Raw genomic sequence first — 19,227 nt, 5'->3', positions numbered from 1 at the left:
TCTAGAACTTTTTTATCAGCCTCACCATTCACACGTCATCACTGCGTCGACGTTGTAACGACGGCACCAGGTAAACCGGCACCGTAGACAGCTGCAGCACCCGGGCCGCGGTACGTCCCAGCGGAGTGGCGGCTGCCGTTGCATGGCTGTGACTTCCTACGATCAACAGGTCGGCGGAAAGTTTACGCAACTGGTCGAGAATCACCTCGCAAGGGTCGCCCTGAATCACACGCACCGAACGGATCAACTTCAGGTCCTGCTCGCCCTCCCCCAACTCCTCACGAAAACTGTCGAGTACCCGCTGCTCAATGGTTGCCATCAGCGTGGTCAGCCCCTGGCTCTGCCATTCACTCAGGGCCTTCTCGTCGAGGTAGCACTGCAACACCGATTCAGCGAACAACCCGATGGGCTCGACCACGTGAATCACATACAGGTCAGACTTGAACGTTCGCGCCAGCGACAGCGCATGTTGCATCACATACGGCGCATACAGACCGAGGTCCGTCGCGTACAGCATCGAACGAATCATAAAACCTCCCGGACAGCCAGGGTGGAGGAGATTGAATGAGCTTAGCAGCGCCCCAAGGAGTTAGCCCTCGGCCTGAATCCTCACCTCGTTACTGATGCCATGGGGCACGTGCCCGGTGGCCACCACCTCCCTGGCTTTTTCGCAGTGCCCGGCCTGATCATCGAAAAACACATCGGCGGCAAAGGCCTCCAGGAATGCGGATTTCTCCAGGCCACCCAGGAACAGCGACTCGTCCAGGCGAATGTCCCATTCACGCAAGGTACGAATTACCCGCTCATGGGAAGGCGCCGAACGCGCGGTGACCAGCGCCGTGCGGATCGGGCATGCCTCGTCCGGGAATTCACGCTGCAACAGGTTGAGTGCCGCCAGGAACCCCTTGAAGGGGCCGCCGTGCAAAGGCTGGCGCGCCGACTCGCGCTCGCTGGCCTGGAAAGCCTCCAACCCGCCGGACTGGTACACACGCTCGGACTCATCGGAAAACAGCACCGCGTCACCGTCAAAGGCGATGCGCAGCTCCTCGCTGGAGGCCCGGCGCGGGCCGCCCGACAGGATTGTCGCCGCGGCAAAGCCGGCATCGAGGGCGCTGCGCACGTCCTCAGCGTGGGTGGACAGAAACAGATGGCAGCCGAAGGCCGCCAGATAAGGATAAGGACTACGCCCTCCCACGAAGGCGGCGCGGGAAATATCCAGGCCGTAATGCTGGATCGAGTTGAACACGCGCAAACCGGTGTCGGCACTGTTGCGCGACACCAGCACCACTTCTACGCGGGCACGGCCCAGGCTGACGTTGAGACTCAGTAATTTCTTGACGAGCGGGAAGGCATCGCCGGGTTCGAGGACCTCCTCTTCGTGGTCGATCTGGTATTTGCGGTAGGCTTCGACCCCCTGGGCCAGGTAGACCTTGTGGCTGTCACTCAGGTCGAACAGCGCCCGCGAAGAAATCGCCAGCACCAGTTTGTCGCCCAATCCCTTCACCATGGGTGCACCTCCGACTCAGCGGTTATGCCGATCAATGAAACTCAAGGCCTGGTACAGCGCCTGCATCCGCGGTAATTCGCAACCGGCGGCCTTGGCGGCGGCCAACGGTCGCGCGTAGATTGCCGCCAGCTCCAGCGGGCGTTTATGCACGTGGTCGTGGTACATGCTGGGCAGATAATCATCCATGCTCTCGGTCATGGTGAACATCTGCTCGGCGTAACTTTGGGGGATTGCATGCCCGCAGGCGTGAGCGCCCTGCACTACCTCGGCCATCAGCGCCTGGATCAGCTCGCGGCTGGATTCGTCGGCCATCATGGCCGTGGTGCCGGTGCCCAGCAACACAGAGAGGCCGTTGTACGGCACGTTCCACACCAGCTTGTGCCAGCGAGCCTGATGCACATTGGCCATGGCCTGGGATTCGAGGCCGGCCTTGTGAAACAACGCCGCGCCGGCTTCGACAATTGCCCGTTGGGAGGCTTCATCGTTGGCGGCCGGGCCGCTGTGATAGCCCAGGTTGACCCGCCCCAGTGCCTGATGCACAACGACGCCGGGGCCGGAGCGGTGCACACCGATGTAGCACAGGCCGCCAAGCAGATGCAGCGACGCCGGCAGGTGTTGGCGCAGGCTGTCTTCCACATCCAGGCCGTTTTGCAGCAGCACCACTTTGGCCTCCGGCGCGGCGACCTGGGCGAGGGTTGGCGCCAGCTCGACGTTGCCTGTGGACTTGGTGCCCACCAGCAACCAGTCGCACGGCGGCATATCGGCGGCGCGGGCATAGGCCTGCACCGGGTGCAGATGCAGGTGACCATGCAGCGTACTGTCGACCTGCAAGCCGTGCTCACTGACGGCCGCGTATTCACTGCGCAGCAAAAAGTGCACATCGAACCCGGCGCGGGCCAGCATCACACCGTAGAAACCACCGATGGCACCGGTGCCGATAATGCCGATGCGGGGCGATTGTGTGGTCATGGCAACTCCTCAGGGACGCGGGTGAGCGCTTGATTCACGGCGCTGGCAACGTCGCAAGGCGTAAGCCGTGTGTGTAGTTGCCCGAGGAATTGACCCTCGCACACCACGAACAGCGCCGGCAAATGAAAGATCTGGTAGCGCTCGACTGCGCCGCCATTGTGCCCGGCATCCACCCAGCACACTTGGTCCACCGGCAAGCGCCAGCCCGGCAGTTGCTGGCGCGCCCAACGGCAACTGGAGCAGCCTTGGCTGGTGAATATCACGAGCGAAATCCCTGGTAATCCCAGCAATTGCTGGTCAATATCCAGGTCGGTCAATTCCCGCTCCTTCACTATAGTGCTGCCACCGCCGTCAACAGGACGGTGTTCGGAGTCCGTGTACATGGATCGTTTTTTACCTCACCCTGATGATGTCGCTGCCCTGTTAATCCAACGTCCCGCGCCTGCCATTCCTCGCCAACGCCTGCACACTATCGGCCTGGGCGGCGTCGCCTGCAATTGGCCACGTGCCTGGCGCCAAGGCGCCGCCGTTGATCTGCACATCCCGTCCCTGGGTGCCAGTGCCCGTTATCCGGGCTATGTGGCATGGTGTCGCAAGGTGCAGGATGGCTATCGCATTGGCATCTCGTTCACCGATGAGCATGCATTGTTCGCTGCGCGAATGGGCGAACAAGCATGCCGGATACAGCGCTACTGCCGCCAGCACGAAGATGCCGAACCCACTGCGCAGCAACTCGAAGCCCTGGCCCGGGAATGGGTATCGCGCCATGCCGGCGAGTTCTCCCATGAGGCATTTGTGCGGCCAGGGCGGGATTAAAGCGGGTTTTGCCCATTGTCGCGGGCCCGTGTTACGCGCTAAGGTTCCTCCCCCCTGCATCCAAATCATGCTGTGCTCCGCCGCACGGGGATGGCTGGCGGCCGGCACCCGTGACCCTGACGAGTAACACGATGGCTGATTTACCGATCAATGACCTGAACGTCGAATCCAACGAGACGCTGATCACACCTGATCAGCTCAAGCGCGAAATCCCCCTGAGCGACGCTGCCCTGCAGACCGTCACCAAGGGCCGCGAAGTCATCCGTGACATTCTCGACGGTACCGACCACCGCCTCTTCGTCGTCATCGGGCCCTGCTCGATCCACGACCTCAAGGCCGCCCACGAATACGCCGAACGCCTCAAGGCGCTGGCCGCGGAAGTGTCCGACACCTTGTACCTGGTGATGCGCGTCTACTTCGAAAAACCGCGTACCACCGTCGGCTGGAAGGGCTTGATCAACGACCCGTACCTGGACGACTCGTTCAAGATCCAGGACGGTCTGCACATCGGTCGTAAGTTGCTGCTGGACCTGGCCGAAATGGGCCTGCCCACCGCCACCGAAGCACTGGACCCGATCTCTCCGCAGTACCTGCAGGACCTGATCAGCTGGTCAGCCATCGGCGCGCGCACCACCGAATCCCAGACCCACCGCGAAATGGCCTCCGGCCTGTCTTCTGCCGTGGGCTTCAAGAACGGTACCGACGGCGGCCTGACCGTGGCGATCAACGCGCTGCAATCGGTTTCCAGCCCCCATCGCTTCCTGGGTATCAACCAGGAAGGCGGCGTCTCCATCGTCACCACCAAGGGCAACGCCTACGGTCACGTGGTGCTGCGCGGCGGTAACGGCAAGCCCAACTATGACTCGGTCAGCGTTGCGTTGTGCGAGCAGGCGCTGAACAAGGCCAAGATCAAACCGAACATCATGGTCGACTGCAGCCACGCCAACTCCAACAAGGACCCGGCCCTGCAGCCGTTGGTGATGGAAAACGTCGCCAACCAGATTCTTGAAGGTAACCAGTCGATCATTGGCCTGATGGTCGAGAGCCACCTGAACTGGGGTTGCCAGGCGATTCCCAAGGACCTGGCCGACTTGCAGTACGGCGTGTCGATCACCGATGCCTGCATCGATTGGGCCGCCACCGAAAACACCCTGCGCAGCATGCACGCCAAGCTCAAGGACGTATTGCCCAAACGCAAACGCACCTGAGCCGCGCGCGCAACTGAATGGCGCACACACAAAAACGCCGGGCTGAGCCCGGCGTTTTTTTATGCGGTTGGTGATGTCTACAGCTTCGCGGCATGGCGCTCCATGTAGCGTTCGACATAGGAGCACGACGGGATCACCGTATAGCCAGCCTCTTCAGCGAACTTCAAGGCCTCTTTGGTCAACGCCGCCGCGATGCCACGGCCCCGCAATGCGTTGGGCACAAAGGTCCGATAGATGTCCAGGGTCTGCTTGCCAAGGTCCATATAGGTCAGATAGGCACGATGACCGTCCACACTGGTCTCGAACTGATGACCAGCCTGGTCATGGTGGATGGACAACGCCTCGCTCATCACTACTCCTCGCGGGTCTTGGTTTATGACCCCTACCTTACCGATGTTTTTCCGGCGAAGGAACATCTACGCCACCCCGTGCCGGTTTCGACAACGAGAAAACCCTGAGCGCTCACAACCAGCACGTAGGGAATAGTAGGCACCAATCCTGCAATTGCTCAAGGCGCACTCGTCATTCCTTGCCGCTGGTAGATATAGAAAGGGCCTCGACCAGTCGCGGATCGAAAGCCTGAACATTGCCGGCAGTTGAAGCTTGAGACGAACAGACGCCCTTAAAGTCACCTCTACATGCGCAAAAGATGCCGCCCCCCGCAACGCAACGTCTAATGAAAGTGTCAGCGTGGATATATAAATTTTCATCTGATCACAAGGCTTAACACATGCGGGCCGGCCTTTTCAGGCTGGATCCAATCCTTGCCCGACAGCAAAAAACTGGATAGTTTTTATACAAACCTTCGAAAGGTTAGCCAAAATAGATTCACGGTGAGAATTTTTTTTGCTTCTTGCGCTACGTCAGTTTACTTACTACAAGTAATGGGTAGTATGTACGCCGGCTATTAGCTCACTCTGAGAAAGTAGTCATTTAATAGAAAGTCCTTGAAGGGGAACACGATGAACAACGTTCTGAAATTCTCTGCTCTGGCTCTGGCCGCAGTTCTGGCTACCGGTTGCAGCAGCGTCTCCAAAGAAACCGAAGCTCGTCTGACTGCAACTGAAGACGCAGCAGCTCGCTCCCAGGCCCGTGCAGACGAAGCCTACCGTAAAGCTGATGAAGCTCTGGCTGCTGCTCAAAAAGCACAACAGACTGCTGACGAAGCTAACGAGCGCGCCCTGCGTATGCTTGAAAAAGCTAGCCGCAAGTAATAACCCCTCGGGGTTGTTATCAGGCCGATCCATTTTTGGATCGGCTTTTTATTGCCTGGGATTCGACACTGAATCCCAGGCAATAAAAAGCCCGCCGCGGCGCAAGGCCATGGCGGGCGTTTGATCGAGCAGGCTTACTGCTGCAGGTCTATCGGTGCGCTGGAGGCTATCGGCGCTGCGCCGGGCTCCCCGATTTCGGTGGGCAAGCCATCTTCTGCCGCCACCACGTCACGCACCTGGTCCCAGTTGACCCGCAGATTAGTCGCCAGGTCTTCACGCTTGAGCAACGCGTTGATCACCGCAGTGTGCTTGTCGACCACCGACGGCGTGCCATCGTCATTGAGTGGCGTGTGCGCTTCCAGGTAGACCTTGCCACCACTGCTGCCAAACTTGTAGGCATCGTTGATGATGCGTACAGACGTGCCCACCGGCACCATGCCGGCCATTTCCAACACATTGTTGTTGAACATGCGGAAGCAGCCATGGCTGGTCCGTGTGCCAATACCGAACTTCATATTGGAACCATGGATCAGGTAACCCGGCGTGCCCAAGGTGAACTTGAACGGCCCCAGCGGGTTGTCCGGGCCGGCAGGGACGACGTTGGGCAGCGGGTCGCCATTGGCCGCGTGTTCGGCCTTGATCGAGGCGGGCGGCGTCCAGGTCGGGTTGGGGGTCTTGGCGATGATGCTGGTGTGGGCAATCGGCGAGCCCCAGCCTTCACGACCAATCCCCAACGGGAAGGTGTAGACCACGTTCTGCCCCTTGGGGAAGTAATAGAGCCGGTACTCGGCCAGGTTGATCACAATGCCTTCGCGGGGGCCGGGCGGCAGGATGAATCGCGTCGGCAGCACGATCTCGGTACCCGCACCCGGCAACCAGGCATCGACACCCGGGTTGGCCGCGACCATCTCCGAATAGCCCAGGTCGTAAGTGGTGCCCAGGTCGGCAAAGGTGTCTTCGTACTTGGCCTTGATCACCTGGACCTGGCCGACGATGTCTTCACCCGGTGGAGGCAGGGGCAATTGCAAGGCTGAAGCAGGCGCAATCGCACAGAGGGCGGCGAGAGACAGGCAGCAGGTGACGACGGAAAGGCGCGACAACATCCGGAAAATCCTTCGCAGAACGACGGGTAGGTTAAAAGCGAGCCGAAAGCCGCAAGCTTTCAGGCGCTAGCTTACAACTTATAGCTTGCAGCTTGCAGCTGCTTCTAAAGCTCAAAACGCAGCTCCGGCCAGATCGGCGGAGTGCCGCGCTTCTGGGACTCAAGGATCGCCCGGCACAAGGGGCACAGGCGCTGGTCCTGGAAGATCGACCGATCGACCAGCGACCAGCGTGGCTGCGCCGGCAATAACGTGCCGCACAGCGTCCGATCGATGGAGCCGCCCAGTTCCAATTGACGCGTCACCAGATGCACCCGCACTTCCTGGCAGGCGAACAGATCCAGCTGCTCGTCCGGCTCGATCAGTTGGTAGTTAAACAGGGACCAGGCAGGACGCGACATCGGGGGCTCCAGATCGGGGGGGCGCCACCTTAGCCGAAAGCCTGCCGGTAGAAAAGCGTCATAGCAGAGGTTTCAGCGCCGGCCAGACATTTTCCAGCAATCGGTCCTGGGCAGCGACCGCCGGATGCAGACCATCGGCCTGCATCAACTCGGGATGGCCACCGATGCCTTCGAGGAAAAACGGCACCAGCGGCACCTTTTTCTCCTGAGCCACGTCGCCGAACACCTTGGCGAACGCGTCGACATAACGCTTCCCATAATTGGGCGGAATCTGCATGCCCAGCAGCAGCACCTTGGCGCCGCTGTCCTGGGATTTCTGGATCATCGAAGCAAGATTTTGTTGCAATTGCGCAGGCGGCTGGCCGCGCAGGCCGTCATTGCCTCCCAACTCGATGATCACCACTTCCGGCTTATGCTCTGCAAGCGCCGCCGGCAGCCGCGCGAGGCCTCCAGCACTGGTGTCGCCGCTGATGGAAGCGTTGACCACTTTATCGTCGAAACCTTCTGTCTTGAGCCGTTGCTCCAGCAGTGCAACCCACCCCTTGCGGGTATCCAGGCCGAAACCGGCACTGATACTATCGCCAACGATCAGGACTGTACCCGCCGCTGCGTTCTGGGCCATGCACATCAAGGCCAGGCCAGCACTCAAAAACCACATTCGCATCGGATTCTCCATGGGCGCAAGCATTCTCACCGCGCGAAACCTTAGCAAAGTGGTTCCCAGCGCGGAAGGTGAACTGACTATCCTGCACGAACTGAACCTGGAACTGAACAAGGGCGATAGCCTGGCTATCGTCGGCAGTTCGGGTTCCGGCAAATCCACCCTCCTCGGCCTGCTGGCCGGCCTCGACCTGCCCAGCAGCGGTGAAGTCACCCTTGCCGGGCAGGCCCTGAGCAGTCTCGACGAAGACCAGCGCGCCCGCATCCGCGCCGAGCATGTGGGCTTCGTGTTCCAGTCGTTCCAACTGCTCGACAGCCTCAATGCGCTGGAGAACGTGATGCTGCCGCTGGAGCTGGACGGCCGTCGGGACGCCCGCGAACGCGCCAGGCACTTGCTCGAGCGCGTGGGCCTGGGGCAACGCCTGACCCACTCACCGCGCCAGCTTTCCGGAGGCGAGCAGCAACGGGTCGCAATTGCCCGGGCATTCGCTGCCGAGCCGGACGTGCTGTTTGCCGATGAACCCACCGGCAACCTCGACAGCCACACCGGCGAGCGCATCAGCGACTTGCTGTTCGAACTCAATAAAGAAAGCGGCACCACGCTGGTGCTGGTCACCCATGACGAGCGCCTGGCCCACCGTTGCCGGCGCCTGATCCGCCTTGAAGCCGGCCTGATGGTCGCGCCCCTGGAGCCTTGATGGCACGTTTGCCGCTGTTGCGCCTGTTCAGCCTTGCCATGCGCCAATTGCTGCGCGATGCCCGCGCCGGCGAATTGCGCGTGCTGTTCTTCGCCCTGCTGGTAGCCGTGGCCTCCAGTACCGCCATCGGCTACTTCGGTGCCCGCCTCAACGGCGCCATGCTGTTGCGCGCCACCGAATTCCTGGGCGCCGACCTGGTGCTCGAAGGCAGCTCACCTGCCCGCCCGGAGCAAATCAAGTCCGGCACCGAACTGGGCCTGGACCATGCACGCGTGGTGGAGTTTTCCAGCGTCATTGCGACCGATAATGGCATCCAGCTCTCGAGCATCAAGGCCGTCAACGAGCAATACCCGCTGCGCGGTGAACTCAAAAGTACCGGCGTGCCCTTTGGCGATGAAACCCCGGGCGGCGGCCCCAAACCCGGTGAAGCCTGGGTGGAGGCTCGACTGCTGACGGCGCTGGACCTGAAGATTGGCGACAGCATCGATGTGGGCATGAAGACCTTGCGCCTGGCCCGCATACTGACCTACGAACCGGACCGCGCCGGCAACTTCTACAGCCTCACGCCCAGGGTGATGATCAACCTGGCGGACCTGGACGCCACCGGGGTGGTCCAGCCAGGCAGCCGCGTCAGTTACCGCGAACTGTGGCGCGGGCCACAAGACAGCACCGCACTCCAGACCTACCGCGACCTGCTCAAACCGGGCCTCGCCGCCAACCAGCGCCTGCAGGATTCGCGGGACGGCAACCAGCAGATCGGTGGCGCCCTGGGCAAGGCCGAACGTTACCTGAACATGGCCAGCCTGGTGGCTGTGCTGTTGGCCGGGGTGGCCGTGGCCTTGTCGGCCAACCGCTTCGCCACCCGACGTTTCGACGCCAGTGCGCTGTTGCGCTGCCTTGGGTTGTCGCGCCGCGAGGCCATGTTGCTGTTCAGCCTGCAATTGAGCGTACTGGGCCTGCTGGCCAGCCTGGTCGGCGCCCTGTTCGGCTGGCTGGCGCAATTTGGCCTGTTCTATTTCCTGCATGACCTGCTGCCGGCGGATGTTCCCCCTGGCGGCCTGTTACCGGCCGTTGCCGGAATCGGCACCGGGCTGGTCGCCCTCGCCGGCTTCGCCCTGCCGCCACTGGCCGCACTGGGGCGCGTGCCACCGTTGCGAGTCTTGCGCCGCGATCTGCTGCCGATTCCCTCCAGCACCTGGATGGTATATGGCGCGGCGCTCGTTGCGCTGGGCCTGATCATGTGGCGCCTGAGTCTCGACCTGCTGCTCACCTTCGCCCTGCTCGGCGGCGGTGTCGTGGCGGCGCTGGTGCTGGGCGGTCTGCTTCTGCTGCTATTGCAAAGCCTGCGACGCCTGTTGGCCCGGGCATCCCTGCCGTGGCGCCTGGGCCTGGGCCAGTTGCTGCGTCATCCCTTGGCGGCGGCGGGCCAGTCCCTGGCGTTTGGCTTGATCCTGTTGTCCATGGGCTTGATCGCACTGCTGCGTGGCGAGTTGCTCGACACCTGGCAAAACCAGTTGCCCAAGGATGCGCCCAACTACTTCGCCCTCAATATCCTGCCGGCCGACAAAGACGCCTTTGGCGCCCGCCTGCTGGAAGTGCAGGCACAGTCCGCGCCGTTGTACCCCGTGGTACCGGGCCGGCTGATCAGCATCAACGGCGAGCCGGTACAGGAGATTGTCAGCAAGGACTCCAGCGGTGACCGCGCGGTACAACGCGACTTGAGCCTGACCTGGGCTGCCGACCTGCCGCCGGGCAACGCACTGAGTGCAGGTGCGTGGTGGTCGCAACAACCCACCGATGAAATACCTGGCGTCTCGGTAGAGGCCAAGGTCGCGGAAAGCCTCAAGCTCAAGCTGAACGATCACCTGGTGTTCACCATCGCCGGGGAAAACCGTGAGGCCCGGGTCACCAGCCTGCGCACCATCAACTGGGATAACTTCCAACCCAACTTCTTCATGATTTTCCAGCCGGGCACCTTGAAGGACCTGCCGGCTACCTACCTCACCAGCTTCTACCTGGCGCCTGGGCATGATCAACAGATCGTCGATCTGTCGCGAGCGTTCCCGGCAGTCACGATCCTGCAGGTCGAGGCGCTGCTGGAGCAGTTGCGCAGCATCCTCGCCCAAGTGACCCTCGCGGTGGAATATGTGCTGTTGTTCGTGCTGGCGGCGGGGATGGCCGTGTTGTTCTCCGGCCTGCAGGCCACCCTGGACGAGCGCATCCGCCAAGGCGCCTTGCTGCGCGCGCTGGGGGCGGAACGCAAATTGTTGGTCAAGGCCCGACGCATCGAGTTCGGTTTGCTCGGCGCGGTGAGTGGCTTGCTCGCGGCCCTCGGCACTGAGCTGGTGACAGGGGTGTTGTACCGCTATGCCTTCGATCTGGCCTGGCACCCGCACCCATGGCTACTGCTGCTGCCGGTGATTGGCGCCCTATTGATCGGTGGTGCGGGAGTATTCGGAACGCGTCGCGCACTGAATGCCAGCCCGCTGACCGTACTGCGCGAAGGCTGAAAACACGCTGGCCCGCATTCTTCAATGAATGCGGGCCAGCTGCCTACTTCTGATACTCGATGGCCGTGATCCACCAGCACACCTCGCCACTCGGGGTCTGCACAATGGCCTCGTCGTCGACCTCCTTGCGCAGCAGGGCACGGGCCATCGGTGAGTCGATGGAGATATAGTCCATACGCTCATAAATCTCGTCATAACCGACAATGCGAAAACGCTTGGTCTCGCCCTGCTCGTTTTCAATAGCGACCCAGGCGCCGAAAAAAACCTTCCCTTCCTGCTCCGGCATGTATTCCACCACGCGCATGTCTTCCAGGCGCTTGCGCAAATAACGCACCCGCCGGTCGATCTCGCGCAGCAACTTCTTGTTGTACTGGTAGTCGGCGTTTTCGCTGCGATCCCCCAGGGAGGCGGCCCACGTCACCTTGCGCGTGGTATCCGGACGTTTTTCTCGCCACAGGTAGTCCAGTTCTTTTTTAAGCGCCTCATGACCTTCTTTGGTAATCAGCTTGGTACTCAAACGCGTACATCCCCACGAAATGTCCATTGATCCCAATACGCCGCGGCATCACAACCCCGCGTCGACGAACAGACGGTGATGATAAATGAACGCGGCAAAGTAGCCAGACCAGCGGACACATTGCGTCAAACCGGAGTCGTCCAAGGATCCTGGCTGGGCTCAGCCTGTTCAGGCTCGGCCAGGCTTTCCAAGGCCTGATCCAGTTCACTGAACATTGCCTGCACGTTCTGCCGCAGGCCCGAAAAATGCGTCAGCAAGGCCGCCAACTTCTCTTCTCTGCGGTGAGCCAACTGTGCCTGGCGCTGAACCTCTGCCTCTCGTGCATCAAGGGCGCGAGCGCGCTCATCCATGCGCTGCTGCTCGAGTTGCTGCGCGACCGAAGCGTTTTCCACCTGGGCTTCACGTCCCTCAAGTACCTGGGCTCGCAATTGCAGGACGGCTTCCTTTTCCCGAGTTCGATCAACCAGCTCCTGACGTTTCTGGTCAAGTTCGGTCTGGTTCTGCTGCAACTGGTTACGCCACAGTTCAAGCGCCTCCTCTTGCTTGAGCGCCGCCAGTTTTTGTTGCGCCAGCTCCTGGGAAACACGCGCCAGGTTGGTCAAGGTACTGTCCACCTCAAAAAAAGCGTCCTGCTCGGTCTGCACGCGCGACACCGGTCGCTCCTCGAATGCGACGGGAACAGACGGCTCCGCCGACACGGCCACGGATGCCGGTGGCTGGAACTGAGGCTCGACCGCCTGTTCCAGTAACGCGGGCTGGCTCGCCTCAGGTAAGTTTTTAACCTTGGGTGCTGAGATCATCCGCGAAGAAAAGCGAATGGACGGGACAATCAACCCGGCGCTTTCAATGGCGGTGGACGCGGGCGCGGAAGTTCCCAGGGTAATGACCTTCATCACCAACACTTTCTTAATGATCATGGAATGATGATCGGCGGGCCTGGCGGGAGGTAATTTACAGCCTTTCAAATCGACAAAGTGATAAGGAACCTGGCTATCGCTGACACTGGCGGATTTGGCACCGGAAGCGGCCAACATTAATATCTGTTTGAACACTCGCATGGCGACTTGCAAGTCCTCCTGCGACTCAACGCCACTCAAGAAGTAACGCTCAAGTTTTTTTTGCAATGCCGCGACATACACTCTGGAACTACCAGGTTCGGCTTCTTCATCAAGACTGTAGACAAGAAAGTTAGAGGCAATCTGAGGCACGGCAAAGCCACAGAGCAGCGCGCCGTTGACCGGAGCATCCTCCCCGGAGCGTTCGAGAACAAGGGTACGTAATAGCATCATGGTCATCAGGCCTCATAACGATAAGTAAACTTTATTTAAACGTCAGATAAAACCTGACCATTAACAAACACTCATCACCCTGCAATTGTTTCAGCGAGCCACAAAACTGACCGTAGGACTTATCCCATTAATAGACTTTTACGTTTTAAAAACTTTCCAAGCCTCGTACACTTTTTTAAGCCCGTGCCCAAGGCTGCCCTAAGAAGGCACAAGCTCTTCATTTATCTTTTGATACTAACCCAGCAGAAAATCCTAATGATCGAGATCAGTAATCTGACTAAATACCTGGGTAAAAAAAGCGTCATCAACAATTTCTCGTTTTCTGCGCAGTCGCAGGAATGCATCGCAATACTCGGCCTCGAGGGGGCCGGCAAATCCACCCTGCTCAAGATGATCGCCGGTTCGCTACGGCCTTCTTGCGGGCAGGTGAAGATCCTCGGCTTCGATACTCAAACCCACCGCCTGCAAGCCAGCAGGGCTTTAGGTTATCAACCCGAATCCGGCATCGACCATCCCACGATGTCCGTCAGGAGCCTGCTCAACTTTATCGCTGCCCTGCGTGGTTTCCATGGCGCGGAGAAACACAGCCGGGTGGAAAACGCCGCGATCCGGCTGGACCTGTGGCCGGTGCTCGATCATCCGATCCAAGCACTCCCCCTGAGCCTCAGGCGTAATGTCGCCCTTGCCCAGGCCATCCTGCATACCCCCAGCATCCTGCTGCTGGACGAACCCGGAGAAGGGCTCGCGCCGCATCAACAAGGCAAAATCAGGACACTGGTCAAGTCATTGAGCCAAGAGATGACCGTCCTCATCGCCGCTCGTGATTGCGACGCGCTGGCAGGGGTGTGCACACGCGCCTTGGTCATTGGCGAGGGGCGCCTGCTGGCGGATGCACCAATACTCGAACTGCAGCGCAGTTCCCGGCACTTCCAGGCCGTCACGCTGGCATCGGAAACTGCCCTGGATCTGCTGGCCCTCGCCGTACTGCCCGGTGTCGCCGGTATTGAAGAGAACCGCTATGGCGCCGGCACAGTGACCGTTCTGGCGATGCCAGGGCACAACATTTACCCCGCCATCAGCGCGTTGGTTGCCAACCGGCGATGGCCAATAAACTCATTGCATCTGGAGCCAGGTCGCCTGAGCGATGTCGTCCATCATCTGAGCCAAGAGGCGCCACATTGAAGCTGCTTTACCCGGTTTTCAAACGCCAACTCGCCACCTATTTATCCGCACCCGCCACTTACCTGAGCATTGCCGCTTTCCTGGTATTGTCCGCCGCGTTGGGGCTGCATGCGAGTCAGTGGCTGGAACGAAACAGCAGTGACTTATGGGCGTTCTTTGACTGGCACCCGTGGCTATATCTGATACTGGTTCCAGCCCTCTCCACCCAACTCTGGGCCCACGAGCACCAGAGCGGTTTCGGCGACTTCATGAAAACGTTGCCCATTACCCCGATGGAACTGGTATTCGGAAAATTTCTGGCCGCCTGGGTCGTAACCGCGCTGGCGCTCTTGCTGACGTTTCCCAATGTGGTGGCGGCCAATGTGCTCGGCACCGCAGATAACACACTGATCGCCTCACAACTTCTGAGTAGTTGGTTGTTAGCCGGCAGTTATCTCTCCGTGGGGGGCTTCATGTGTGCGCTGAGCCGTCAGCGACTCGTCATTTTCATCATGACCGCGAGCCTGCTGATAATGGCCAACGGATTACCCTCCATACTTGATACGCTCGAACACCAGGTACCAGGCTGGGTCATCGAGAACTTGATAACCCTCAATCCACTCCTGCGCTTCGGCATCATCGACCACGGCGTGATCACCCTGAGGGAGAGCCTGTATTTCATCAGTACGATGGCTGCCTTCCTGGCCGCGACCACTGTTGTCCTCAACTATAAAAACAGCTGAGAAGGAACATTTACAATGCGATACGCCCTGCGCGCCGCCATGACATTAAGTGTCATCCTGTTAGTGTTCCTGGCATTCAACCTGGTATGGGCGGTCAAACTTCCCGATCTGCGCTGGGACGTCTCGCAAGAAAAAATCAATACCTTATCGCCCGCAGTACTAAAGTTGCTCGCCCCACTGGAGAGTCCGCTGGCTTTATATTATTTCAACTCAAAAAAACCGACATTCAATAGTCATTCACTGAAGGATTACGGCAAGGATGTTGAAGAAAAACTGAAGGCATTCGAGCAAACGGCCAACGGCAGGATCACGCTGCACACGATCAACCCGGCCGCGTTTTCAGAAGAGTCCTACAAAGCTGGCCTGTACGGCCTTGACGACAAACCGGGATTCTTCGGCCTTATCGGCACCCGGGACGGCCAGGTGGCGCAACGTATAGCGTCATTCAGTCACGACAGGGAACCGCTGCTTGAATATGAAATCAGCCATCTGATTACCCGCTTGCTCCAACCCGCTCCCGCCGAGATCGGCCTGCTGTCCGGGCTGCCGACACAAGCGACCATGGAGCCACTGCTGCAGGAATTGCGCAGGCACTTCGACCTCACGGCATTGGAGCCGAACATTCTCGATGTCCCGGCGCACATCAAAACCCTGATGCTCATCCACCCACGCAGGCTACCCGAACGGGCCCTGTATGCGATTGATCAGTTTGTGCTGGGCGGAGGCAAGCTGATGATGTTCATCGACCCCGAGGATGCTGCAGACACGCAGGCAACACCCACTGTCTCGGCATTGGACGGACTGCTTGCCGGCTGGGGCGTCCAGATGCCCAGCGGTAAGGTACTGGTCGATAGTGCCTATGGCTCCCCGCAGCATCGTCCCACCCGGCTGACCCTGGGGCGGCAGGCCATGAATACAAACGATCTCAGCACTTGGAAGCTGGGGTCCGTGACCGTATCGAACAGCGGCGCCCTCTTCCCCCTGGAAAAAAGCCGGAACACTTTCACACCGCTGCTGCGCAGTTCGGCATACGCCACGCTGGCAGATCCAGGCACGCCGCCTCCCGCAACGTCCAAGCGCGGTGAACGCTATGTGATCGCGGCGCGCATTGAAGGGGCAGCGTATTCGGCATTCCCCGACGGCGTCGATGGGCAGCAGCCGCCACTGCAGAAGGCTGAGCAGATTCATGTGGTGGTGGTCGCCGACACGGATTTGCTCAGCGAAAGACCCGGCAGTTCGACGCACCACAGCAACAGCCTGTTTGTATTGAACACATTGGATAACCTGGCCGCTCCCGATGCGCTCGCCAATATTCGGCCGCGTGCAGCCACGAACTACTCGTTACACGTGCTCAGAAACATGCGCGAGGTGGCCGCGACAACCTATCAAGACCAGGCTGGCGATCTGGAACGCCAGTTGGCGCAGACCGAAAAGGAATGGCAGCGCTTGAACCCCACGCATACCGTTCTGGGCTCCGAAGGGGTGGATACCAGTACCCAGTTGCAAGTGCTGAACAAGGAACGCCTGCGCTTACCGATAGAATTGCACGCCTTGAGGGTCGAAGCCTACGCGCCGGTTCATCGCCTTGAGCTGGCCGTGACGTTGCTGATGATAGTCCCATTGCCGGCACTGCTCTGCGTGATTGCCTGGGCGCTATTTCGGTGGCGTCATCGTTGTCGACCGGTGCCGCCCGCCGCGTTTTACTGAGGGCTCAGCGGCGCGCAATCAGCCCTTGCCGCGCAATACGTGTCAGGTGGTGGATGACCTCGCCTGCATCACGGGCATTCGGAGCCTGGATAACCGCGAGGTCAAAGCTGTTGTTGGCAAAGCGCGCAAGGGAATCGCCATCTTCTACAAACTGAATCAGGAAGGCCGAAGGTCGCCCGGTGCGACGCGGCCAGCCGTCCAGGTAACGCAACAGCGTCGGCTGGTGCTTGCCGCCCAGGAGAATTTTCGGATTGCGTTGAGTGAGGTCCGCGGTGATCGGGGCCAGGCGTATCAGAGGGCGTATTGCATTCATCGTGTCGTGTCTCTGCCTCAAAAGTCTGCGGGCAGGTGAGAGGCAACACCGAACCAGCGCTTTAGCGGTATTTCGAAGCCGTCTCGGCAAGGGAGACCAGGCTTCTGTCGGGCTGAATGGAGTCCCGGTGGCGCCCCGCAATTAGCTGTTTAAATCGGCGCATGAGCAGCATCCTAGAGAAGCCGGTGGGCCGGTGTCAAGAATCCCGAGCAACGAAAAGGCCCCACGCAATGGTGGGGCCCTTTCAGTATTTCATGCCGCTGTCAGTTGGCGATGGCGCGGTCCGCAGACAGTTTGCCGGCGCCTTCCAGCAACACCGCCAGGGAACCGCCCAGCAACGCTAACGCGAACTCATAACCGTTGTTGGCCATGAACAAGCCATTGTGGATGTGCACCGAGAAGATCGCCACCAGCGTCAGGATGGTCAAGCCCAATGCCGCCGGGCGTACCAGCAAGCCAATGATCAGCGCCAGGCCGGCAAAGAATTCGGTGCCGCCCGACAGCAGCGCCATCAGGGTACCCGGTGCCAGGCCGATGCTTTCCATCCACTGCGCCGTACCCGCGAGGCCGTAGCCCCCAAACCAGCCGAAGAGCTTTTGTGAACCGTGGGCAGCGAAAATGATACCGACAACGATGCGCAGGGCAGTCAAGCCGTAGCCGGCGCGGGTGGACAGGATGTTCTTGATCAATGGGCTCATGGTGCGGATCCTTTTGAAGTAGGGGGTTGGCCGCTATATTAATCAGTTAATGGAATGATAAAAGCGCAAAAAATGCCTTATTAACATCGATAAAACCGATTATTTCCGCGATGCGATTTTAGATGCCGCCGGCTCCAGAGACTCCCGTTCCCGATCAAACGCCAAGTAGTATTTGTTGACGCTATTAACATAGCTGACACCGCTCATCCCCACTTGCTCCATGGCAATGCGTTCAACCTGGAAGAACCACTGGTTGGGGTTCAGCCCCCGCCGCTTGGCTTCGGTGCGCATCCCCTGCACTCGCTCCGGCCCCATGTTGTAGGCCGCCAGCACAAAGGCCATGCGCTCGCGCTCGTTGAGCTTGGGGCTGGCGAAAAACTTGCGGCGGATCAAGGCGAGGTAACGCGCGCCCGCCTGGACGTTGCTGTCGAGGCTTTCGATATTGTTGACGCCCACCCGCTGCGCCGCCGCGGGGGTGATCTGCATCAGGCCGGTAGGGCCGCCGCTGTTGCGCGCGCCTGGGTCGAAGGCCGATTCCTTGAAGGCCAGTGCCGCGAGGTTCAGCCAATCCATGCCCTGCTCGCGGGCGTGCTTTTGCAAGACCGGGCGCAGTTTTTCCAAGCGCTTGCGGTCAGCACGCGCCAACGGGTTACGTACCTGATAAAGGCGTCGATAAATACGCTGAAACGCCACGTCCTGGTCGGACGGGGTTCGATAGGTCTTGAGAAATCGATCAATACTGGCGCGCAGCATCGAGGCGTCCTGGCCCACAAACCAGTACTCATTACCCGGCTCGCTGATTGCCACCTGCTTGTCGAAACGCAACTTTGGCAGGATCTTCGCCCAGCGTTCGGCAATCGGCTTTTCGACAATGGTCAGGTGGAAAATGCCGGCTTGGACCATCTCCAGCACATCCTCCACAGCCAAGCTCGGATCGACCCATTCCACTTTGATCGGTGGCCGCTTGTGCAGGGCCAGCTTCTGGTTAACCTGACTGATGGCATCCGCCGCCACGCTGCCGGTGGTCAGTGCCAGAGTGCGCCCGGACAGCTGCTCCAGCTGGGTGAACCGCCGCTCGCCCTTCACCCCCACCAGCCACAACGCTACGTCGCTGGCGATAGGGTCACTGGCGCTGATCTTGTGCGTGGCTTTTACATCAATCAGTTCACCAGGCGCCACCAGGTCACCTTCGCCACGCGCCAGGGCGCCGAGCAGTTGGTCCTTGGCCTTGGGAATGATCTTGAGGTTGATTTCCTGGCCGTCCCGGGCATGTCCATTGAGGTATTGCTCGAAGGCGCGCAGGCGATGGTACTCGACACCGATGGCCTGGCCCTGCACCTCGCCGGAGCTGTTACGGCTCTGGTTGACCAGCACGCGCAGGGTACGACTGGCGCGAATCTGCGCCAGGTCACGCACTTTGCCGGGCTTGGTCACTTCCAGCGGGCCATCCAGACGCGCGACCGCCGCCATGGGCAGCAGTAACGTCAGGCATAACATCAGCAACGCCGAGGGTCGGATCATCCGCTCTCCGGAAAGAATACTGGCCAACGCCCTCGCTAAAAACGAGGCGGTTGGAGTCAGAAACAGAGCGCTTTAAGCGCGGGCTTTGCGCGCAACGGCGGCACAGGGCGAGACGTCGAGCCCACCACGATGTCGCTTGCGTCGTTCAAAGACAGCTATAACTCATTGTAGTTCTTGGTTTTTCTTATAAATCTA

General features: G+C 60.0%; 21 protein-coding genes. 8 read left to right on the top strand and 13 right to left on the bottom strand.

All coding sequences use genetic code 11. From position 1 onward, the window contains the following. Nucleotides 1-28 precede the first annotated feature (28 nt). The 4 genes from AB4O05_RS12935 to AB4O05_RS12920 are packed head-to-tail and all read right to left on the bottom strand — an operon-like array spanning nucleotide 29 to nucleotide 2,859. Complete coding sequence (locus AB4O05_RS12935) at nucleotides 29-529, bottom strand: universal stress protein (protein WP_460137168.1); 501 nt, start codon at nucleotides 527-529, stop codon at nucleotides 29-31. Between the two features lie 60 nt (nucleotides 530-589). Further along, nucleotides 590-1,507, bottom strand: coding sequence for a 5'-nucleotidase (locus AB4O05_RS12930; protein WP_460137170.1), 918 nt, complete (start codon nucleotides 1,505-1,507; stop codon nucleotides 590-592). A 15-nt stretch (nucleotides 1,508-1,522) separates the two neighbouring features. Then, entirely contained in the window at nucleotides 1,523-2,476 is a 954-nt protein-coding gene (locus tag AB4O05_RS12925) for a putative 2-dehydropantoate 2-reductase (protein ID WP_460137171.1), read from the bottom strand. Beyond that, nucleotides 2,473-2,859, bottom strand: coding sequence for a YbbN family protein (locus tag AB4O05_RS12920; RefSeq protein ID WP_460137172.1), 387 nt, complete (start codon nucleotides 2,857-2,859; stop codon nucleotides 2,473-2,475). Before AB4O05_RS12920 ends, AB4O05_RS12925 begins: the two co-directional genes overlap by 4 nt. Between AB4O05_RS12920 and AB4O05_RS12915 the strand changes: the two genes are divergently transcribed. Next, entirely contained in the window at nucleotides 2,858-3,292 is a 435-nt protein-coding gene (locus tag AB4O05_RS12915) for a PilZ domain-containing protein (protein WP_460137173.1), read from the top strand. The genes AB4O05_RS12920 and AB4O05_RS12915 overlap by 2 nt on opposite strands. Before the next feature lie 131 nt (nucleotides 3,293-3,423). Beyond that, the gene (locus AB4O05_RS12910; RefSeq protein WP_460137175.1) at nucleotides 3,424-4,500 is read left to right on the top strand and encodes a 3-deoxy-7-phosphoheptulonate synthase; all 1,077 of its coding nucleotides are present in this window, start codon (nucleotides 3,424-3,426) and stop codon (nucleotides 4,498-4,500) included. Between the two features lie 77 nt (nucleotides 4,501-4,577). On the opposite strand, the gene AB4O05_RS12905 is transcribed toward AB4O05_RS12910, so the two are convergent. Further along, nucleotides 4,578-4,850: a GNAT family N-acetyltransferase gene (locus AB4O05_RS12905; protein ID WP_460137176.1), complete on the bottom strand. Its 273-nt coding sequence runs from the start codon at nucleotides 4,848-4,850 to the stop codon at nucleotides 4,578-4,580. A gap of 612 nt (nucleotides 4,851-5,462) precedes the next feature. Between AB4O05_RS12905 and oprI the strand changes: the two genes are divergently transcribed. Next, the gene (gene oprI, locus AB4O05_RS12900; RefSeq protein WP_003172710.1) at nucleotides 5,463-5,714 is read left to right on the top strand and encodes an outer membrane lipoprotei OprI; all 252 of its coding nucleotides are present in this window, start codon (nucleotides 5,463-5,465) and stop codon (nucleotides 5,712-5,714) included. A gap of 134 nt (nucleotides 5,715-5,848) precedes the next feature. On the opposite strand, the gene AB4O05_RS12895 is transcribed toward oprI, so the two are convergent. From AB4O05_RS12895 to AB4O05_RS12885, 3 genes are all read right to left on the bottom strand, one after another. Next, nucleotides 5,849-6,817: a L,D-transpeptidase family protein gene (locus AB4O05_RS12895; protein WP_460137177.1), complete on the bottom strand. Its 969-nt coding sequence runs from the start codon at nucleotides 6,815-6,817 to the stop codon at nucleotides 5,849-5,851. 104 nt (nucleotides 6,818-6,921) lie between these two features. Continuing rightward, nucleotides 6,922-7,215: a hypothetical protein gene (locus AB4O05_RS12890; protein WP_003172705.1), complete on the bottom strand. Its 294-nt coding sequence runs from the start codon at nucleotides 7,213-7,215 to the stop codon at nucleotides 6,922-6,924. Nucleotides 7,216-7,273: 58 nt separating this feature from the next. After that, nucleotides 7,274-7,879 (bottom strand): arylesterase, encoded by a 606-nt coding sequence (locus AB4O05_RS12885; protein ID WP_460137178.1) that lies wholly within the window; start codon nucleotides 7,877-7,879, stop codon nucleotides 7,274-7,276. Nucleotides 7,880-7,889: 10 nt separating this feature from the next. Here AB4O05_RS12885 and AB4O05_RS12880 point away from each other — a divergent pair, with 10 nt between their 5' ends. Together AB4O05_RS12880 and AB4O05_RS12875 are read left to right on the top strand one after the other, a co-directional pair. Next, complete coding sequence (locus tag AB4O05_RS12880; protein ID WP_460137179.1) at nucleotides 7,890-8,573, top strand: ABC transporter ATP-binding protein; 684 nt, start codon at nucleotides 7,890-7,892, stop codon at nucleotides 8,571-8,573. Next, nucleotides 8,573-11,083 carry an ABC transporter permease gene (locus tag AB4O05_RS12875; RefSeq protein ID WP_460137180.1) on the top strand — a complete coding sequence of 837 codons (2,511 nt, stop codon included), beginning with the start codon at nucleotides 8,573-8,575 and terminating at the stop codon, nucleotides 11,081-11,083. The genes AB4O05_RS12880 and AB4O05_RS12875 overlap by 1 nt, the downstream gene beginning before the upstream one ends. Before the next feature lie 43 nt (nucleotides 11,084-11,126). Here the strand turns inward: AB4O05_RS12875 and greB are convergent, their stop codons facing one another. Both greB and AB4O05_RS12865 read right to left on the bottom strand, forming a co-directional pair. After that, nucleotides 11,127-11,600: a transcription elongation factor GreB gene (gene greB, locus AB4O05_RS12870; RefSeq protein WP_460137181.1), complete on the bottom strand. Its 474-nt coding sequence runs from the start codon at nucleotides 11,598-11,600 to the stop codon at nucleotides 11,127-11,129. Nucleotides 11,601-11,725: 125 nt separating this feature from the next. After that, a complete protein-coding gene (locus tag AB4O05_RS12865; RefSeq protein ID WP_460137596.1) occupies nucleotides 11,726-12,889 on the bottom strand; it encodes a hypothetical protein in 1,164 nt (387 codons plus the stop codon). A 255-nt stretch (nucleotides 12,890-13,144) separates the two neighbouring features. Here AB4O05_RS12865 and AB4O05_RS12860 point away from each other — a divergent pair, with 255 nt between their 5' ends. The 3 genes from AB4O05_RS12860 to AB4O05_RS12850 are packed head-to-tail and all read left to right on the top strand — an operon-like array spanning nucleotide 13,145 to nucleotide 16,500. Then, nucleotides 13,145-14,071 (top strand): ABC transporter ATP-binding protein, encoded by a 927-nt coding sequence (locus tag AB4O05_RS12860; RefSeq protein WP_460137182.1) that lies wholly within the window; start codon nucleotides 13,145-13,147, stop codon nucleotides 14,069-14,071. Beyond that, on the top strand, nucleotides 14,068-14,793 hold the full coding sequence (locus AB4O05_RS12855) for an ABC transporter permease (protein WP_460137183.1): 726 nt from the start codon (nucleotides 14,068-14,070) through the stop codon (nucleotides 14,791-14,793). Before AB4O05_RS12860 ends, AB4O05_RS12855 begins: the two co-directional genes overlap by 4 nt. 15 nt (nucleotides 14,794-14,808) lie before the next feature. Next, nucleotides 14,809-16,500, top strand: a complete 1,692-nt coding sequence (locus AB4O05_RS12850) for a Gldg family protein (protein ID WP_460137184.1) — start codon at nucleotides 14,809-14,811, stop codon at nucleotides 16,498-16,500. Between the two features lie 4 nt (nucleotides 16,501-16,504). Here the strand turns inward: AB4O05_RS12850 and AB4O05_RS12845 are convergent, their stop codons facing one another. From AB4O05_RS12845 to AB4O05_RS12835, 3 genes are all read right to left on the bottom strand, one after another. Further along, on the bottom strand, nucleotides 16,505-16,813 hold the full coding sequence (locus tag AB4O05_RS12845; protein WP_460137185.1) for a class I SAM-dependent methyltransferase: 309 nt from the start codon (nucleotides 16,811-16,813) through the stop codon (nucleotides 16,505-16,507). A gap of 263 nt (nucleotides 16,814-17,076) precedes the next feature. Next, the gene (locus AB4O05_RS12840; RefSeq protein WP_460137186.1) at nucleotides 17,077-17,511 is read right to left on the bottom strand and encodes a DoxX family protein; all 435 of its coding nucleotides are present in this window, start codon (nucleotides 17,509-17,511) and stop codon (nucleotides 17,077-17,079) included. Nucleotides 17,512-17,610: 99 nt separating this feature from the next. Next, nucleotides 17,611-19,032 carry an MltF family protein gene (locus AB4O05_RS12835; RefSeq protein WP_460137187.1) on the bottom strand — a complete coding sequence of 474 codons (1,422 nt, stop codon included), beginning with the start codon at nucleotides 19,030-19,032 and terminating at the stop codon, nucleotides 17,611-17,613. Between the last annotated feature and the right edge of the window lie 195 nt (nucleotides 19,033-19,227).

It is taken from the genome of Pseudomonas sp. S1_G07, assembly GCF_054668565.1.
This window is presented reverse-complemented; position numbering and strand designations above follow the sequence as displayed.